Raw genomic sequence first — 17257 nt, 5'->3', positions numbered from 1 at the left:
ACCGTGACAGGAGAACCGATATGATTGCTGTTATTTTTGAGGTTATCCCCACAGCGGAGGGCAAGGCCCAATACCTCGAGACCGCCGCCGAGCTGAAGCAGTATTTATCCTCAATAAAGGGCTTTATTTCTGTAGAGCGGTTCCAGAGCCTGACTGACAGCAACAAAATACTATCGCTGTCTTTTTGGGACGATGAACAGGCCGTTCGGGAATGGCGTAACCTGAGCGCACACAGGGCCGCACAACAGGTGGGCCGAGAACAGCTGTTCGCCGACTACCGCATACGTGTCGCCGGTATTATCCGGGATTATTCCATCGAAAGCCGCGCTGAAGCCCCCGCAGACTCACAACACACTCACCCTCCTTTCAGATAAAGATCGGCATCCGGGTCAATTATCCAAAAACTCAGGTATCCATCGGGCTGAAGCTGCTCCAATAACGAGAGCAGCTGAATGCGGCTACCTACGCTCGGTGGGCGTTTAAATTCGTCACGCGACACGTTACATCCCGCACAAATAACAACATCGCGCCCCTCTAAAAAACCCTCTAAAGGTGCCCGAAAATTAATCGGGCTGGCCTGAAAATGGAAGCGACTAACTCTACGCGGGATAACCATACACCCGGATATGTGCCCGAATAACCGCAAACCAGCAACCCCAAAACCCACCCATCCCGTAGCCATTCCTCGGGAAAGGTTTATGCGCAGATCCCGTGTGTCCGTTGCGAAACTGGCAACGGCACTCGGCGTTTTCCGACAGTCTGTTAATGAGCTGTTGCTGGAACGTCGTGCTGTCAGCCCGGAGATGACAATGCGCCTTGCACTGCTCTTTAACAACCCGGCAAATTTCTGGTTCAATATACAACAATCCCTGGACCTGTGGGAGATAAGTCAGTCAGTTAAGAATGACATCGCCCGAATAATATCCAGAGACAGGAGGTAATGCGTTAAGGGAGGTGCAGTGTATTTCCCAAGACAACAATAAAAATCTGTTTTAATAACAGAGGACTAACGATGAAAAAATGTTCAATGAAACTGTCACTACTAACCATCGGGATGCTGGCATTCGGGACTTGTCATGCTGCTGACAGTGTCGCCTGGAGTTACCTGGGTGACGAAGGACCGGAAAACTGGGGCAGTCTCGCCACAGAATATGCCACCTGCAAGACGGGTAAAAATCAGTCACCGGTGAATATCACCGATACGATAGAGGGTGACATTCCATCACTGGAACTGGATTACAAGACCGGCGGCAAAAATGTCATCAACAATGGTCATACCGTCCAGGTCAATTATGTACAGGGCAGCACCATGCAAGTGGACGATAAAGCCTTTGAACTGAAACAGTTCCATGTTCACGCTCCCAGTGAAAACGCCATTAACGGCAAGCTTTACCCCATGGATGCCCACTTTGTGCACGCCGATAAGGATGGCAACCTGGCTGTCATCGGGGTGATGTTTGAAATAGGCGAAACCAATCCCGAGCTTGAAAAGGCCTGGAGACAAATGCCTTCAGATCCCAGTGGACTGGTAGAACTGACCACCGCAGTCAACGCATTGTCCTTGATGCCGGAAAGTCATGATTACTATCGCTTCAATGGCTCCCTGACCACGCCGCCATGCAGCGAGGGGGTTTCCTGGTTTGTTATGAAAGAACCCGTCACTGCCTCCAGGGAACAGATTGAGAAATTCAGCAATGCCATGGAGCACCCTACCAACCGGCCGGTTCAACCCCTCAATGCACGGGTGATTGTGGAATAAGTTGAGTGCGGGCCCCGTCGGCCAGAGCGTTCTGACCGGCGGGACTGCAGCTACCAATAGTTAAATATTGGTACTGTTTCTCGTGACCAGTACAGAGAGACTGCTGCAAAGAAGTCCAGTGCTGCGGTTGATTGCCACTCAAAAATGGTACTTTGTATTTTCCTATGGTCTGTGATATCAGGTACGGGCTTTTCAACGGATGTCCCCGTTGGACAGATCGCAATCGATGCGACCCTGTTCACAGGTAACCGGATGCGGGATAAACACCTGATGTTTAGGCTATATGGTGCCATATGCACCGATTACTAAAATAAAAAGGAGATAAATATGTCAAGTTGGTTCGAGCTCAATAAAACGCCAGATGGCGAGTACAACTTCAACCTCAAGAGCGAAAGCGGCGAAACGCTGCTTTCAAGCCCGAATTATTATTCCAAGGGCAATGCAAAGATGGATATCTCGGACGTCCAGCACAGCTGCGGATACGATGCCCTGTATGAGAAAAAATCAGAGGGTAATCAGCATTATTTTGAACTGAAAACCCCAAAACGCCGGGTACTGGGAACCAGCCAGATGTTCAAAAGCGCTGAAGATCGCGACACGGCACTGGCAGCTGTCAAAGCCAGCGGAGGGACTAAAGCAACAAAAGAAACCTTCTAGTTCTTTGCTACGGGGAATTTGGCCCGGCCCCGCCGGGTCAAGGTTCTTTCCAACCGGTCGGAAGCCCCCTTGCAACAGGCCACACGCCATCACCCCAGTCTTAACTGAATCATTTACTGCCCGAATCCAGGTATCCACATATTTATTTATACTCCGGACCGTTGCACTTCTGCCGCTTCATCCGGCCAATTTAAGTTATCATCTGTGGCAGAGCATATAGCCTACTTTCAGCGAAGGATCTGTTTCATGCCCCAACAAGGTTCCCCCCACTCGGCAACCTTGGATAACTGCAGGGCTCGGCTCCAACTATTTTCTGCGACATCCATTTTTTAATTCAGGAATAAAAATCTCGTGAACGCGACGACTCATCCCGAAGAACCGGAACACAAACTGACCCTACGACACCTGAAAAAGGAGGATTACCCCAACTTAAAGGCATTAATGGATTATGTTTATCCGGGTCTCGGTGGTGCCTGGCCACTGAAGAAATTCCGCGCCCAATTGGCTGTGTTTCCTGATGGCCAGATTTGTATTGAGGATCACGGCATTATTGTGGCCGCAGCGTTTTCGGTCATTGTCGATTACGATAAATTTGGTGACCAGCATACCTATGATGAAATCACTGGTGATGCGTATCTGACCAAACACGATCCGAGCGGTGACGTATTGTACGGCGTGGATGTGTTCGTCTCGCCCGACTACCATGGCATGCGGCTGGGTCGCCGACTCTACGAAGCCCGCAAGGAACTTTGCCAAAATCTCAACCTGAAATCCATTGTCGCGGGGGGGGGAGAATCCCCAACTACAAGAATTTTTCTGACAAACTCACCCCACAGGCCTACATCGAGCAAGTCAAAAAGAAAGAAATTTACGACCCTATTCTGACCTTCCAGTTGTCCAATGACTTCGAAGTGAAACGGGTGCTGGACGATTACCTGCCGGAAGACAAGGAGTCCCGTGGCTATGCCACGCTGCTGGAGTGGCACAACCTCTACTACGACCCGCGCAAAGCCCCGTTGATTGGCGCACCGCGCACCACCGCCCGAATCGGTTGTGTTCAGTGGCAAATGCGCTCCCTCGGCTCCGTCGAGGAGTTGATGCAGCAGGTTGAGTACTTTGTGGACGCGCTCTCCGATTACCAGTGTGATCTGGCCCTATTCCCGGAGTTTTTCAACGCCCCGCTGATGGGGATAGAAAATCACACGAATTCCATTGACTCCATCAAGGCACTGGCGGAATTTACCGATGAAATTGTCGAGGCCGTCTCCCGGCTCGCGGTTTCCTACAACATCAATATCATCGCCGGCTCCATGCCCTTGATCGAGAACGATGAGCTGTTCAATGTGGCCTATTTCTGTCGTCGCGACGGCACCCTTGAAACCCAGTACAAACTTCACCCCACTCCCAGCGAAAAACGTGCCTGGGTGATGCAGGGCGGCAACGGTCTGCGTGTATTTGATACCGACTTTGGCAAAATTGGTGTGCTGATCTGTTATGACGTGGAGTTTCCGGAACTGGCCCGTCTGCTCTCGGAACAGGGCATGCAAATGCTGTTCGTGCCGTTCTGGACCGACACCAAAAACGGTTACCTGCGGGTGCGCTGTTGCGCCCATGCCAGGGCTATTGAAAATGAGTGCTATGTGGCCATCGCCGGCAGTGTCGGCAACCTGCCAAAAGTGGATGGCGCCGATATTCAGTACGCCCAGTCGGCGGTGTTTTCGCCATCAGATTTCGTCTTTCCTCACGATGCCATCATGGCCGAAACCACGCCGAATACCGAGATGACGCTAATAGTCGATCTCGATCTGGAAAAACTGAACAAGTTACAGAACGAAGGATCGGTCAGAAACTTTCTGGATCGGCGACGCGATCTCTACAAGGTGGAGTGGATCGGCGAGTAACCCCAATCCCCAGCTCTGCCATTCGGCATCAGCCCAGGCGTCACCAAAACAGGACAGTGATATATGCCTGAATTAAAAACACTTGGGCTTTTCCTCTTGACAGCCCTTGCGGAAATTCTCGGCTGCTACCTGCCCTATCTATGGCTTCGGGAAGGAAAGTCTGCCTGGCTGTTGATTCCTGGCGCACTCAGCCTGGCAGTATTTGCCTGGCTACTCTCACTGCATCCCACCGCGGCCGGCCGGGTCTATGCCGCTTATGGCGGCGTCTATATTTTTGTTGCCATTCTCTGGCTCTGGTCCATAGACGGTGTGCGTCCCAGCGTGTGGGATCTGCTGGGCTCCACGATTGCCCTGTTGGGCATGGCGATCATCATGTTTGCACCCCGGCATGGATAAAATGTTGATCGAATGTTTCTGGCGAGCATCATTTCCTCTGGCAAGCTTATACCTCTTTACCGTTTCCATCGTATAACCCACACCCCGCCAAAGAGACCCGCATGGAACTAGACATCGATACCGAGGCATCGCTGAGCAGTTGTATAGACCTGCTGCTGGATGCCATTTGTGTGGTGGATAGTGCGGGAAAGTTTGTCTACGTCAGTGGTGGAGGGAAACGTATTTTTGGTTACACACCGCAAGAGATGATCGGTAAATCGATGATTGATCTGGTGTTACCTGAGGATCGCGACAGAACCCTGCAAACGGCCCGGGAAATCATGTCCGGCAGGCACGAGCCCTATTTTGAAAACCGCTACGTGCGAAAAAATGGCCAGATTGTTCATATCATGTGGTCGGCGCGCTGGTCGGAATCGGACCAGCTGCGAATTGCCGTGGCCAGAGACATCACCAAACGCAAACGGATTGAGGCCCGACAGGTAGCGTTATTTGCCATTTCAGAGGCAGCACATGCGGCAGAGGATCTACCCACGCTGTTTGAACAGATTCATCAAATTATTGAAACCCTGCTGCCGGCAGCCAGCTTTTCGATCGCCTTCTACGACGATGCCAATGATGAGGTAAGTTTCCCCTACCACGCCGACAAGCAGGTATTGCCCTCGGCGATTGATTCAACGGTTCACTGCACAAAGGTCATCCGCAGCGGGGAAACGCTGCTGCTCTCGCCGGAAGACATCAATGAATTGCCGGGGCTGGCAGACACAGCCTCCAGCTGGCTGGGCGTTCCTCTGAAATCACAGCGAGGCACTATTGGCGCCATGGCCGTCTCGAGTCACCCGGACAACCCACACTACTCGGAAGATGACCGTGAGCTTCTGCAATTTGTATCCACTCAAACGGCCGCTGCTATAGAGCGCAAACAATTGCTGGACCATTTGCAGCATATGGCGCTCTATGACCAGCTCACCGATCTACCCAACCGGGCACTCTTCCAGGACCGCATCCAGTCGGCTCTCAGCAGAGCCCGCCGGGATAGCCAGCGGCTTTCCGTACTCTATCTGGATCTGAATAAATTCAAGTTTATCAATGATAACTACGGCCACCTGGTGGGGGTTCTTTTGCTGAAAGAAGTCGCGCGGCGACTTGAAGGCTGTGTCAGAGAATGCGACACGGTATCGCGCTTTGGCGGCGATGAATTTGTGATTTTGCTGGAAAATATCGCTCTGCCGGAAAACACCGCTACTATCGTGGACAAAATTCACCAGACACTGAACGAGCCATTTTTTCTGACGGGCTTTAAAATTGGCATTCTGCCCAGTATCGGGGTGGCCCACTTCCCGGAGGACGGCAATGATGAGACCGAATTACTGCGCCACGCTGACCATACGATGTACCAGACCAAGAAAAGTATCCCCTGAGCAGCTCCTCCAGCAATAACGAAAAAATCGCCACGGCAGGTATTTTTGTCCATTTGTGGCTATCGTGGTTTCATCGATCCTTTTTTAACCGAATTTTCAACAACGTCTCTCAGAGCCGTTTATCATATCCAGTACCACCGGGGTTTATTTCACCGGTGGTCGTCGAAGATTAGACGGTGACACTCCGCTGAGCTTGCCAGTTTCAGTCATTGGCGTAGATACTAAAGGCATCACTGTCTACCAAATCCAGAAAACGGAGCATTGTGCCACCATCTCTCAAATCACCGGGACGGAAACAGTCCTGCGGGGAGGAAATCGCTAACAGTCTCAGTCATGGCGCAGGACTGCTGGCGGCCCTGATAGCTACCCCTCCCCTGATAATCCGCGCATCCCAACAGGACAACACGGGGTTCATGGTGGGTTCGGCGATCTTTGCCCTGACGATGATACTGCTCTATCTTTCATCCACGCTGTATCATGGCCTTCCCCGGGGACAGGCAAAACGACTGTTTCAGGTGATCGAACACTCAGCAATTTTTCTACTGATTGCTGGCACGTACACACCCTTTACTCTGGGGGTCCTGCAAGGTGTCTGGGGCTGGACCCTGTTGGCATTAATCTGGTGTCTGGCAGCGACAGGCGTCATACTCAAGACCAGTAACAGGCTTGATCATCCGGTATTTTCCACCGGCCTTTATCTTTTAATGGGCTGGTTGATTGTGATCGCAGCCAACCCTTTGTGGCTTCACTTGCCAACGCCGGGTCTGATCTGGCTCGCTTCCGGCAGTCTGGCCTATACCGTGGGGGTGGCCTTTTTTACTGCCGACAGTTATCTACGATACGGCCACTTTATCTGGCACCTGTTTGTCATGGCGGGAACTACTTGCCACTATATTGCCATTTTCCACTATGCGGCCTGACGGGCCCCATTCATAAAACCGTTTTGATACTGGACATTGCCTTATGTGGTTACGAACTGCCTGTAGCATGAGCTTTGAAATCGACGTTCCGACACCCTTCATCTTCATGCTCAGACCACGCAGCGGTGGACAACAAAGGGTAGCCTGGGAGGAATATACGCTCACACCGGATTGCCCAATGGAGGAATTTACCGATAATTTCGGCAATCTCTGTCAGCGACTGCTCGGCCAGCCCGGCCCGTTTTCCATCACCACCTCGGCCGATGTGAAAACAGTGGATGTTACCGAACAGGCCCCCGGTGCGCCGTTTATTGAAGTACAGCATCTGCCGGACTCCATGCTCTGCTACCTGCTCCCGAGCCGCTACTGCGAGTCGGATCGCTTTATCCAGATAGCCAACGAAATTACCGCCGACCAGCAACCGGGTTACGATCAGGTCAACGCCATCCAGCGCTGGCTGAGGGAACACATTCGCTATGAACCCATGCTCGGCAATGACCAACTTTCTGCGGCAGAAGTAAATATGCGCCAATGGGGTGTTTGCCGTGATTTTGCCCACCTGGGTATAGCACTTTGCAGGAGTCTCAGCATTCCAGCGAGGATGGTGGTCGGCTATCTTCACGAGCTGGACCCGATCGATATGCACGCCTGGTTCGAGGCCTATGTGGGTGGTCAATGGTACACCTTTGATGCGACACAACCGACCCTCAGGGGCGGCTATGTAGCGGTCGGCTATGGTCGGGACGCTGCCGATGTGGCCATCTACAACCAGTTTGGCCCGGCAGTCTCGCCAATCACACAGCGCGTCTGTGTGGTGCGGATAGACGGCACCAGTGATTAGTTCAACGTGGCAACCGGCCTCATTGCAGGAGAGAACCATGCATCTGGAATTCTGGTTTGACTTTGGCAGCACCTATTCCTACCCGGCCGCCATGCGTATCGAAACCCTCGCGGAGCAGAGAAACATCCCGGTACGGTGGCGCCCATTCATGCTCGGCGCGATCTTTAAACAACAGGGCTGGACCGACTCGCCATTCAATATCTACCCTGACAAGGGACGCTATATGTGGCGGGATATGGAGAGAGTCACCAGCCAGCTGCAACTGCCCTGGAGGAAACCCTCGCAATTTCCACGCAATGGCCTGCTGGCAGCGCGGGCAGTTTGTACCGCGCCAAATGCCCGCTGGGTACCGGGGTTCTGCAAGGCGGTATTCCGCGCCAATTTTGAACGCGACGAGGATATCGCTGCGCCGGAAATTATCAGCCGTTGCCTGACCAACAGCGGTGCAGATGCACAACAGGTGTTGGCTGATACCGGCTCTGCAATGACCAAGGAGCGACTCCACGAACAGAGCCGGATGGCCATAGAACAGCATATCTTTGGTGCACCCTCGTTTCTGGTGGGCAGGGAGTTGTTCTGGGGTAACGAACGGCTGGAAACAGCCCTGGCATTTGCGGCTGGGACCACCTCGTTTCCCACTCGTGAATAAGACCTGCTGTTCTGGCCTGTCTGGGAAAGCACAGTCGGGTAAAGCACTCCAGCCGGCAGTAACCCTGCTGGTTGCTGATCGATAGGCGGTCTCTGGTTGAGCTGATTTTTTCGGGAGCACGCATGAGCAAATCATTGATTTTTTTCGCAGCCGGCTGTCTTGGCGCACTGGCCAACAGCCTTACCGTCTGGCTCTTTGGCGATTTAGGTATCTCGCAAGCACTCGGCGTCGCTATTACCCCGGGCCTGTCCCGGCAATGGCTCTACCCACGGATCGTCTGGGGCGGACTGTGGGGACTGCTGTTTTTGCTGCCGGTATGGCAATCGAGATTAGTCTGGAAAGGGATGGTGCTGAGCCTGTTTCCCACTGCAGTGCAGCTGTTTATTGTATTTCCCCTGCAGGCACAGAAGGGCGTAGCCGGGCTGGAACTGGGGCTGCTGACACCGCTACTGGTGATATTTTTTAACGCAGTGTGGGGTATCTGCACGGCAGTTACGGTCAAGCTGGCAAAATAAAGGGTTTCTGGAAGCAGGGGCAGAAGTTCATCCATTTCGACCAACATGTCAATTTGCATGCAGACAGGATTGCCTGATTTTACTACCCTTAAACCAAGATCAGGCAATTGGGCAACAGGAGTGAGCATGTCTAAGTATCAATCCACCACCACATCGGTTATCGGCGACCACACCTACACTTTCTATGATTTTCAGGGCCTGTCCGGTAAATATGACATTACCCGGCTTCCCTATTCGCTGAAAATCCTGCTGGAAAACCTGCTCCGGCATGCCGGCGAGGATTTTGTTCAGGACAGGGATATTGAAACGGTAGCCGGCTGGGATCCGCAGGCAACACCGAGTGAGGAAATCAGTTTTGTGCCGGCCAGGGTTCTGTTGCAGGATTTCACCGGTGTTCCCGCTGTGGTCGATCTGGCAGCCATGCGCGACGCCATGGGAGAGCTGGGGGGCTCACCGGACCGAATCAATCCACTCTCGGCTGTGGATCTGGTCATAGACCATTCCGTCATGGTGGATTTTTACGGTCACGAGGATTCACTCAAAAAGAATACCGCTCTTGAGGTAACTCGCAATCGTGAGCGCTACCAGTTCCTGCGCTGGGGACAAAAAGCCTTTGAAAACTTCAAGGTCGTCCCTCCGGGCACCGGCATTTGCCATCAGGTCAACCTGGAATATCTCGCCCAGGCAGTCTACTCAAAAACCATTAACGGCAAGCTGGTGGCGTATCCCGACACGCTGGTCGGCACCGACTCACACACCACCATGATCAACGGCCTGGGGGTACTGGGCTGGGGGGTTGGAGGCATTGAGGCGGAAGCAGCCATGCTGGGGCAACCCATCAGCATGTTATTGCCCCAGGTGGTGGGCTTCAAGTTGACGGGCAAACTACCGGAGGGCGCCACCGCCACCGATCTGGTTCTGACCGTGACCGAACAACTGCGCAAACATGGGGTGGTATCAAAATTTGTCGAATTCTTCGGCCCGGGTCTGGAGAGTCTGTCACTCGCGGATCGCGCCACTATCGGCAACATGACGCCGGAATACGGCGCGACCTGCGCCATTTTCCCTGTCGATCGGGAAACCATTAACTACCTGAAACTCACCGGCCGCAGTGATCAGCAACTGGCCCTGGTAGAAACCTACACCAAAACTGTCGGGATATGGCATGACGAAAATACCCCGGACGCAGAGTACAGTTCGTTGCTGGAGCTCGATCTGGCCGATGTAGTGCCCAGCCTCGCCGGACCAAAGCGACCCCAGGATCGGGTTCCCCTTTCAACCATGGCCGACCACTATCGCAAGCTGCTGGAAGATGCTGCCGCGGCACGCACTGACGAGATCCAGGCGCTTAAAATGGATAATGAAGGGGCTGCCATGGAGGAGCCTGAAGACAGTGTTCACGAAATATCCTACCGGAATGAGAATTTTCAGCTGCATGATGGTGCAGTAGTGATTGCCGCCATCACCAGTTGCACGAACACCTCCAACCCGAGTGTCATGCTGGCAGCGGGCCTGCTTGCCCGCAAGGCGAGACAGCGTGGACTTACCGTAAAACCCTGGGTCAAAACCAGTCTGGCCCCCGGTTCAAAGGTCGTCACCGAATACCTGGAGCGGTCCGGCTTGCTGGAAGATCTCGAAGCGATGGGTTTTTATCTGGTGGGCTATGGCTGCACCACCTGTATCGGCAATTCAGGACCACTGCCCGATGAGATCGCCGAAAGCATACGCAGCCGAAACCTCACGGTGGCCTCAGTATTGTCTGGCAACCGCAATTTTGAAGGCCGTATCCACTCCGATGTGAAAACCAACTATCTGGCATCGCCCCCTCTGGTGGTGGCCTACGCGCTGGCCGGCAGCATGCTGCTGGACCTGAAAAACGAACCTCTCGGTGAAGATGCGGAAGGTCGCGCCGTATACCTCAAGGACATCTGGCCATCCTCACAGGAAATCAGGTCACTGGTCGATACCCACGTCGCAGCCGGACTGTTTCGTGAAAAATATGCCGATGTCTACAGTGGCGATGAGGAATGGCAGAACCTGCCGGTGTCCGGCGGAGAACTGTACAGCTGGCCAGAATCCACCTATGTTCGCAAGCCGCCCTTTTTTGAAAACATGACCGCCGAACCGCCGGTGATCAAACCCATCAAACAGGCCCGCTGCCTGCTGAAACTGGGGGACTCCATCACCACCGACCACATCTCTCCGGCCGGCAGTATCGCCAAGGACAGCCCGGCGGGACACTATCTGATTGAACAGGGCGTGGAGCCCAAGGATTTCAACTCCTATGGATCGAGGCGGGGCAACCACGAGGTGATGATGCGCGGCACCTTTGCCAATGTCCGGTTGCGCAATCAGCTGGCTCCTGGCACCGAGGGCGGATGGACCACCTACTTTCCAGAGAACGCCTCAATCAGCGTGTACGATGCCGCCATGAAATACCGGCAAACCGGAACACCCCTGGTGGTGCTGGCAGGACAGGAGTACGGCACCGGCTCTTCCCGGGACTGGGCGGCGAAGGGCACCATTCTGCTCGGCGTGTGGGCGGTGATTGCCAAAAGCTTCGAGCGTATCCATCGCTCCAATCTGGTGGGCATGGGAGTTTTGCCGCTGCAGTTCAGTGACGGGGAAGATGCCGACTCATTGGGCCTGGACGGCACCGAACAGTTCGATATTCCCGCTGTTGAAGCTGGCCAGCGCGAGCTATCGGTCACGGCAACCGGCGAGAATGGCACCCGAACTTTCTCCGTCACCGTGCGCATCGACACCCCCAATGAGTTCGACTATTTCAGAAATGGCGGCATTCTGCACTACGTGCTGCGCAAACTCACCGGGACACAGTAAACGCCAGACAGACACAGATATTGCGCCTTTCAGTTTCCTTCAGCGAGACGGGGGTAGTCGATGTACCCCCGCTCGTCACCGCCATAAAAACTGGCTGAATCCCAGTCATTAAGGCTGGCATTGAGGCGAAACCGCTCTGGCAGATCGGGGTTGGCAATAAACGGGCGGCCAAAGGAAACCAGTTCACAGCGGCCCGCTTGCATTCGCTGGCGGGCCTCATCGGCCGTGTATCCACCATTGGCCATGTAACAGCCCTTGTACCCTGCCCGGATCGCATCAATCACCTGCTCGGGCCGGCCGTCGGCATGGTTGCCCTGAAAGGAATCCTCCACCACCTCAAGGTAGGACAGCCCGGTCTGGTTCAGCCGCTCGGCAAAGGCTCCGTAGGTGGTCACCGGATCATTGTCATACATATCGTTGAAACTGCCGGTGGGACTGACCCGGATACCCGTGCAATCGGCACCCCAGACACCGAGAACAGCGTCCACTACCATCATCGGGAAACGCAGCCGATTTTCCACAGAACCGCCAAATTCGTCATCACGCTGATTGCTGCTGCTGCGCAAAAACTGGTCGATCAGATAACCGTTTGCCGCATGGATCTGAACGCCGTCAAAACCGGCCCGCTGGGCATTCTCTGCCCCGACCCGGTATTGATTGACGATATCGGGGATCTCGTCCTTGCTCAGCGCCCTGGGTTTAGGGATATCCACCATTCCCGAATCAGCACTGATAAAGGTCTGCGCACCGCGTGGCTTGATAGCAGAAGGAGCCACGGGCTGCGCACCATCCGCCTGTAATGCCGGGTGGGAAATACGGCCCACATGCCAGAGCTGCAGATGTATTCGACCACCCGCTTGGTGTACAGCGTCCGTAACCTTGCGCCAGCCCTTGATTTGCTCGTCCGTATAGATTCCGGGGGTAAAAGCGTAGCCTTTGCCCTGCCGGGAGACCTGGGTTGCCTCACTAATAATCAGTCCAGCACCGGCTCGTTGCTGGTAGTATTCAGCATTCATCGCATTGGGAGCGTCACCCGGCTGGCTGGCTCTGGATCGGGTCAGCGGCGACATGACAATACGGTTCGGCAACAGCAAATTGCCGAGCTCGAAGGGCTCAAAAAGGATATCGCGCTGCTTACTCATCTTTATCTCCTGTTCAATCATCTGTCAGTTGGCACCCGACACCACTGCATTCAAATCACAACTGCCGTTTGGACTCGAAGGATCTGTCATCCACTGACTCCTGGCTGGCAATGGAAACAGGTGCCTTATCACACAAAAATTGATCCGGTGCCGACAAATTCACCCTCTGCGGCCAGGAATCAGTATCATATTGCTATCTTACAGCTTTGTCGGATCGCAGTTCGACAAACAGCCAAACAAACTATGGCGGGAATCAACAATGCAAAAGCCAGTCAATCGTCAGGTAATCCTCAAATCACGGCCTTCCGATGTGCCACAGGCAGAGAACTTTGCCGTTGTCGAGTCAGCGGTTCCCACCCCGGGTGACGGGCAGGTACTGGTACGCAATGTGTACCTCTCAGTGGAGCCGGCCATGCGCGGCTGGGTCAGTGCGGTGGCTAACTATTCGGAACCTGTGGCAATAGATGGTGTGATGCGCAGTCTCGCTGTGGGGCATGTGGTGGAGTCACGTCATCCCGACTTTCAGGTTGGCGAGGTTGTCACGGGCATGTTTGGCTGGCAGGACTATGCAGCTGTCGATGCAACTACCATTCAACGCAAGGTGCCCGATAACGGGCTGCCAATCTCTACCGCGCTAGGTGTTCTGGGTATCAACGGATTAACGGCTTACGTTGGTCTCTTCGATATAAGTCTGCCAAAAGCGGGGGACACCGTGATTGTCTCTACCGCTGCCGGCGCGGTGGGTTCCTGCGTAGGCCAACTGGCCAAACTGCAGGGTTGCCGCACCATTGGCATTACCGGTGGTCCTGAAAAAGTGGTGCTTTGCCGAGAGGTTTTTCAGTACGACGAAGCCATTGACTATCGCAGCGACGATTTTGAATCCGCACTGTCCCGGGCCTGCCCGAACGGCGTGGATATCTATTTCGACAATACCAGCGGCCCGGTCAGCGATGCCGTGATACGGCACATCAATGTCGGCGCACGCATCACCCTTTGTGGCACTGCCTCGATCACGCGATGGGATCCCATCCCGCAGGGCCCGAGAGTACACCGGCAGCTGCTGGTCAACCGGGCAAAAATGCAGGGCTTCCTGGTATTCGATTATGTAGATCGCTATGCTGAGGCGCTTGAAATGCTGACACCCCTGGTTCGCGATGGGGCACTGCAATACCGGGAAGCGATTCTCGAAGGCATTGGTCAGGCACCAGATTCCATCGCCAGCCTTTACCGGGGTGACAATCTGGGCAAATGTTTGATCCGTATTGCACCTGACAGTATTTGACCGATTGCAAAACACAGGATGGCCATCCCAGCACCAGCGGTCGGACCTGCCATCACGAACCACGGCAATCCATTGAAGATGATGCCCGACCATGACGCCATCCTATCTCTCTGACATCATCGCCCTGCTGGTCGCTGCGGTCATCTTTGTACCACTGGCCCAGGCACTGAGACTCGGCGCCGTCCCGGGATTTCTGATCGCAGGGCTGGCAGTGGGACCTTACGGGTTTGGTCTGATCAGTAATATCAGCGACATCAGCCACCTCGCCGAAATCGGCGTAGTCTTTCTGTTGTTTGTGATTGGTATCGAGCTGAAACCCTCTCTGCTCTGGCAAATGCGCCGCCTGGTATTTGGGCTGGGCTCCCTGCAGATACTGTTGACTGCGGCTCTGATCGGTAGTGTCGCCTATTTTTTATTCGACATCCCCTCCCATGCGGCCATTTTGATTGGCCCGGCACTGGCCCTGTCATCCACCGCTTTCGTAATCCAGCTAATCGCTGATCAGAAGCTGATAAATTCGGGCTATGGTCGTTCCTCTATTGCTGTACTGCTGATGCAGGATCTCGCCGTAGTCCCGTTACTGGCATTGGTTCCACTGCTCTCCGGACCCGAGATCAAAGTGGATGACGATATCTGGCTGACGCTGATCAAATCCGTTTCGATTGTCGCTCTGGTGGTGTTTGTGGGTCGCTATCTGCTGCATCCACTCTTACACCGGGTGGCCATGTCTGGTAGCCGCGAAGTATTCACTGCTTCAGCAGTACTGATTGTGATGGGCACGGCGCTGGCCACGGAACATGCCGGCCTGTCCATGGCCATGGGCGCCTTTCTGGCGGGCATGCTGATCTCCGACTCTTTCTACCGCCATCAGGTGATTGCGGAAATTGAACCCTTTCGTGGTTTGTTGCTGGGTATGTTTTTCATGTCCATGGGAATGTCGCTCAATATAGGCCTTCTGCTGGACAAGCCGTTTCTCTCACTTGGCCTGCTCGGTCTGCTGTTACTGGTGAAAATGCTGGTGCTACTCCCAATCTGCCTCCTGTTTGGCTTGAAAACCCGGATCAGTCTGGCTGTCGCACTGATACTTGCCCAAAGTGGCGAATTTTCTCTGGTGCTTTTTTCCCTGGCCAATAAATCCGGTCTGCTCAGCACAGCATTGTTTCAGCAACTACTACTGGTGGTATTGCTGAGTATGTTGGCGACTCCTCTGCTGGCAAGAAAAGCAGAAAAGCTGGCCAGATCCCATCATGGAGAACGGCACGAGCCCGAAGCCATCACAGAGGCACCCATTGTCCTGGCAGGATTTGGACGGGTTGGTTGCAATGTCGGAGAAATTCTTACCCGATCCGGAAAATCGTTTGTCGCACTGGATGCGGATCCGGGTATCGTCAAGCGGGAGCGGGCCAACGGCCACCCCGTCTACTTTGGCGATGTTCGCAAACCGGAGGTTCTCAAATCTGCCGGCGCAAGCAATGCTCAGATCATCATCGTCACTATCAATGACCCTCAAGCGACAGAAGATATTATCGCCGCCCTGCGACAAACCTATCCAAAGAAGCATATTTACGCCCGTGGTCACGGGCTACCACAGTGCCAGGCCCTGAGTGATCTGGGTGCCAACGGGGTTGTATCAGAAAACCTTGAAGCCAGTCTCGAGCTTGCACGGATGGCACTGGCGGATATGGGCGTATCAGATGCCATACTGCTGGATACAATCGACAAATTTCGCCAGAACTACCAGAGCCGGGTCAAACGCACCAGACTCAATGAACTTTGAATCCAGCAGAGTCACACATTCTGATTCACCTGCCAGCGATAAAATAAATCTACCCTTTCTAAAAAAAACCGTATATAGTGTGTGACGGTTGAAAGTACGTCCTATATTTATGTACACCATTTCGATGTCTCATCTTTAGAACTTCGTCCTGTTATTCATAATTACTAGCAATACTTCCAGCAAATACCGCCTCCTGAAAAAGGCAACAATTAATACTTTATTACCAATGAATAGATAGGAAACGAATATGTCTACAGTTACCGGCACCGTAAAATGGTTTAACGAATCAAAAGGTTTTGGATTTATCGAACGTGAATCCGGACCCGACGTTTTTGCTCATTTCAGCGCCATCTCAAGCTCAGGTTTCAAAACCCTGATCGAAGGCCAGAAAGTGCAATTTACTGTCACCCAAGGACAGAAAGGCCCCCAGGCTGAAAATATCGTAGTCATCTCTTAATACAGTGACTACCGCTGACGACTAATTTAATGGTGTCAGCCCGCTTCTTTCGAAGAAGCAACCCAAAAAAGGGCAAGGTTTTATACCTTGCCCTTTTTTATTAACGCTTTATCCTGAAGACTGCTGGATTAAATCTGCGACAAGGAGACAATAATGACGACTAAACTGAATTTTGATGGCGTCACCCGCGTCAACTGGAAAGAGGTTGAAGCTGTTGAGGTCTGCCCAGGCATTTTTGAAAGAAAACTCTGGGCCGGAGAGAATGGTAGCTGGGCGGCCGTTTATGAATTTAAGCCAGGGGCCAAATTTCCCGATATTGACCTGCACGAAAAAGGCCCTGAACAAATCTACGTCATCTCCGGCGTCTTCGGTGGGGGAAAAGAAGACTACCGCGAAGGTGATTTTGTTCATCAACCAAAGAATTCTTCCCACATTCCACAATCGGAAACCGGCTGCACGCTCCTGGTGATATATCCCGAAGGCTGACCGTCGCTTTTGGAGGGGTTCCGGGAGCCAAGCTTGTAGCATGGTTGCCGAAAATCTGCCTGACCGCAACATAAGCAGATCAGGCAGTCAATTTTACCCGTTACCACCGCGCCTGTTCTTCAGGTGGGAGGGCCGTAACATTGCTGACATTAGCAACCACCGCATACCGGAGTTTCCATGTCATTGCTGCGTGTCCGCTACCAAACCATAGAGTTT

Annotated in this window: 18 protein-coding genes; 17 read left to right on the top strand and 1 reads right to left on the bottom strand. The window is 53.5% G+C overall.

Translation table 11 applies throughout. From position 1 onward, the window contains the following. From ACTF5G_RS07970 to acnA, 13 genes are all read left to right on the top strand, one after another. The coding region (locus ACTF5G_RS07970) for an antibiotic biosynthesis monooxygenase family protein (RefSeq protein ID WP_438952291.1) at nucleotides 1-374 on the top strand (374 nt) is incomplete at its 5' end. A gap of 252 nt (nucleotides 375-626) precedes the next feature. Continuing rightward, nucleotides 627-941, top strand: a complete 315-nt coding sequence (locus tag ACTF5G_RS07965) for a HigA family addiction module antitoxin (protein WP_438952290.1) — start codon at nucleotides 627-629, stop codon at nucleotides 939-941. Between the two features lie 71 nt (nucleotides 942-1012). After that, nucleotides 1013-1759 (top strand): carbonic anhydrase, encoded by a 747-nt coding sequence (locus ACTF5G_RS07960; RefSeq protein ID WP_438952289.1) that lies wholly within the window; start codon nucleotides 1013-1015, stop codon nucleotides 1757-1759. A gap of 327 nt (nucleotides 1760-2086) precedes the next feature. Continuing rightward, nucleotides 2087-2416, top strand: coding sequence for a DUF1508 domain-containing protein (locus tag ACTF5G_RS07955; RefSeq protein ID WP_438952288.1), 330 nt, complete (start codon nucleotides 2087-2089; stop codon nucleotides 2414-2416). Between the two features lie 351 nt (nucleotides 2417-2767). Beyond that, nucleotides 2768-3301, top strand: a complete 534-nt coding sequence (locus ACTF5G_RS07950) for a GNAT family N-acetyltransferase (protein WP_438952287.1) — start codon at nucleotides 2768-2770, stop codon at nucleotides 3299-3301. A gap of 8 nt (nucleotides 3302-3309) precedes the next feature. Next, nucleotides 3310-4317: a carbon-nitrogen hydrolase family protein gene (locus tag ACTF5G_RS07945; RefSeq protein ID WP_438952286.1), complete on the top strand. Its 1008-nt coding sequence runs from the start codon at nucleotides 3310-3312 to the stop codon at nucleotides 4315-4317. Nucleotides 4318-4380: 63 nt separating this feature from the next. Continuing rightward, nucleotides 4381-4713 carry a YnfA family protein gene (locus ACTF5G_RS07940; protein WP_438952285.1) on the top strand — a complete coding sequence of 111 codons (333 nt, stop codon included), beginning with the start codon at nucleotides 4381-4383 and terminating at the stop codon, nucleotides 4711-4713. Between the two features lie 101 nt (nucleotides 4714-4814). Then, the gene (locus ACTF5G_RS07935; protein WP_438952284.1) at nucleotides 4815-6131 is read left to right on the top strand and encodes a diguanylate cyclase domain-containing protein; all 1317 of its coding nucleotides are present in this window, start codon (nucleotides 4815-4817) and stop codon (nucleotides 6129-6131) included. A 263-nt stretch (nucleotides 6132-6394) separates the two neighbouring features. Further along, a complete protein-coding gene (gene trhA / locus ACTF5G_RS07930) occupies nucleotides 6395-7051 on the top strand; it encodes a PAQR family membrane homeostasis protein TrhA (protein WP_438952283.1) in 657 nt (218 codons plus the stop codon). Nucleotides 7052-7094: 43 nt separating this feature from the next. Continuing rightward, nucleotides 7095-7892 carry a transglutaminase-like domain-containing protein gene (locus ACTF5G_RS07925; protein WP_438952282.1) on the top strand — a complete coding sequence of 266 codons (798 nt, stop codon included), beginning with the start codon at nucleotides 7095-7097 and terminating at the stop codon, nucleotides 7890-7892. A gap of 37 nt (nucleotides 7893-7929) precedes the next feature. Further along, nucleotides 7930-8541: a 2-hydroxychromene-2-carboxylate isomerase gene (locus tag ACTF5G_RS07920; protein WP_438952281.1), complete on the top strand. Its 612-nt coding sequence runs from the start codon at nucleotides 7930-7932 to the stop codon at nucleotides 8539-8541. Nucleotides 8542-8663: 122 nt separating this feature from the next. Then, nucleotides 8664-9056: a hypothetical protein gene (locus ACTF5G_RS07915; RefSeq protein WP_438952280.1), complete on the top strand. Its 393-nt coding sequence runs from the start codon at nucleotides 8664-8666 to the stop codon at nucleotides 9054-9056. Nucleotides 9057-9182: 126 nt separating this feature from the next. Then, nucleotides 9183-11897, top strand: a complete 2715-nt coding sequence (gene acnA, locus ACTF5G_RS07910; protein WP_438952279.1) for an aconitate hydratase AcnA — start codon at nucleotides 9183-9185, stop codon at nucleotides 11895-11897. A 29-nt stretch (nucleotides 11898-11926) separates the two neighbouring features. Here acnA and ACTF5G_RS07905 read toward each other — a convergent pair whose 3' ends face one another. Then, a complete protein-coding gene (locus ACTF5G_RS07905; protein ID WP_438952278.1) occupies nucleotides 11927-13039 on the bottom strand; it encodes an alkene reductase in 1113 nt (370 codons plus the stop codon). Between the two features lie 259 nt (nucleotides 13040-13298). On the opposite strand from ACTF5G_RS07905, the gene ACTF5G_RS07900 reads away from it, so the two are divergent. The 4 genes from ACTF5G_RS07900 (at nucleotide 13299) to ACTF5G_RS07885 (ending at nucleotide 17041) form a co-directional block, all read left to right on the top strand. After that, nucleotides 13299-14321, top strand: coding sequence for an NADP-dependent oxidoreductase (locus ACTF5G_RS07900; RefSeq protein WP_438952277.1), 1023 nt, complete (start codon nucleotides 13299-13301; stop codon nucleotides 14319-14321). Between the two features lie 91 nt (nucleotides 14322-14412). Beyond that, nucleotides 14413-16098: a monovalent cation:proton antiporter-2 (CPA2) family protein gene (locus ACTF5G_RS07895; protein ID WP_438952276.1), complete on the top strand. Its 1686-nt coding sequence runs from the start codon at nucleotides 14413-14415 to the stop codon at nucleotides 16096-16098. Between the two features lie 247 nt (nucleotides 16099-16345). Continuing rightward, nucleotides 16346-16555 (top strand): cold-shock protein, encoded by a 210-nt coding sequence (locus ACTF5G_RS07890; protein ID WP_438952275.1) that lies wholly within the window; start codon nucleotides 16346-16348, stop codon nucleotides 16553-16555. 153 nt (nucleotides 16556-16708) lie between these two features. After that, entirely contained in the window at nucleotides 16709-17041 is a 333-nt protein-coding gene (locus tag ACTF5G_RS07885; RefSeq protein WP_438952274.1) for a cupin domain-containing protein, read from the top strand. The last annotated feature ends 216 nt before the right edge of the window (nucleotides 17042-17257 follow it).

The sequence above is a fragment of the Porticoccus sp. genome, from assembly GCF_965660005.1.
Classification (GTDB): Bacteria; Pseudomonadota; Gammaproteobacteria; order Pseudomonadales; family Porticoccaceae; genus Porticoccus.
The sequence above is the reverse complement of the archived record's forward strand: the minus strand, read 5'-3'. Positions and strand labels throughout refer to the sequence as shown.

What these genes read in the sequence shown, in the direction of transcription:
- ACTF5G_RS07965 (WP_438952290.1), top strand. Translation starts at nt 627, where the DNA reads ATGTGCCCGAATAACCGCAAACCAGCAACCCCAAAACCCACCCATCCC.
- ACTF5G_RS07960 (WP_438952289.1), top strand. Translation starts at nt 1,013, where the DNA reads ATGAAAAAATGTTCAATGAAACTGTCACTACTAACCATCGGGATGCTG.
- ACTF5G_RS07955 (WP_438952288.1), top strand. Translation starts at nt 2,087, where the DNA reads ATGTCAAGTTGGTTCGAGCTCAATAAAACGCCAGATGGCGAGTACAAC.
- ACTF5G_RS07940 (WP_438952285.1), top strand. Translation starts at nt 4,381, where the DNA reads ATGCCTGAATTAAAAACACTTGGGCTTTTCCTCTTGACAGCCCTTGCG.
- ACTF5G_RS07935 (WP_438952284.1), top strand. Translation starts at nt 4,815, where the DNA reads ATGGAACTAGACATCGATACCGAGGCATCGCTGAGCAGTTGTATAGAC.
- ACTF5G_RS07925 (WP_438952282.1), top strand. Translation starts at nt 7,095, where the DNA reads ATGTGGTTACGAACTGCCTGTAGCATGAGCTTTGAAATCGACGTTCCG.
- ACTF5G_RS07920 (WP_438952281.1), top strand. Translation starts at nt 7,930, where the DNA reads ATGCATCTGGAATTCTGGTTTGACTTTGGCAGCACCTATTCCTACCCG.
- ACTF5G_RS07915 (WP_438952280.1), top strand. Translation starts at nt 8,664, where the DNA reads ATGAGCAAATCATTGATTTTTTTCGCAGCCGGCTGTCTTGGCGCACTG.
- acnA (WP_438952279.1), top strand. Translation starts at nt 9,183, where the DNA reads ATGTCTAAGTATCAATCCACCACCACATCGGTTATCGGCGACCACACC.
- ACTF5G_RS07905 (WP_438952278.1), bottom strand. Translation starts at nt 13,039, where the DNA reads ATGAGTAAGCAGCGCGATATCCTTTTTGAGCCCTTCGAGCTCGGCAAT.
- ACTF5G_RS07900 (WP_438952277.1), top strand. Translation starts at nt 13,299, where the DNA reads ATGCAAAAGCCAGTCAATCGTCAGGTAATCCTCAAATCACGGCCTTCC.
- ACTF5G_RS07895 (WP_438952276.1), top strand. Translation starts at nt 14,413, where the DNA reads ATGACGCCATCCTATCTCTCTGACATCATCGCCCTGCTGGTCGCTGCG.
- ACTF5G_RS07890 (WP_438952275.1), top strand. Translation starts at nt 16,346, where the DNA reads ATGTCTACAGTTACCGGCACCGTAAAATGGTTTAACGAATCAAAAGGT.
- ACTF5G_RS07885 (WP_438952274.1), top strand. Translation starts at nt 16,709, where the DNA reads ATGACGACTAAACTGAATTTTGATGGCGTCACCCGCGTCAACTGGAAA.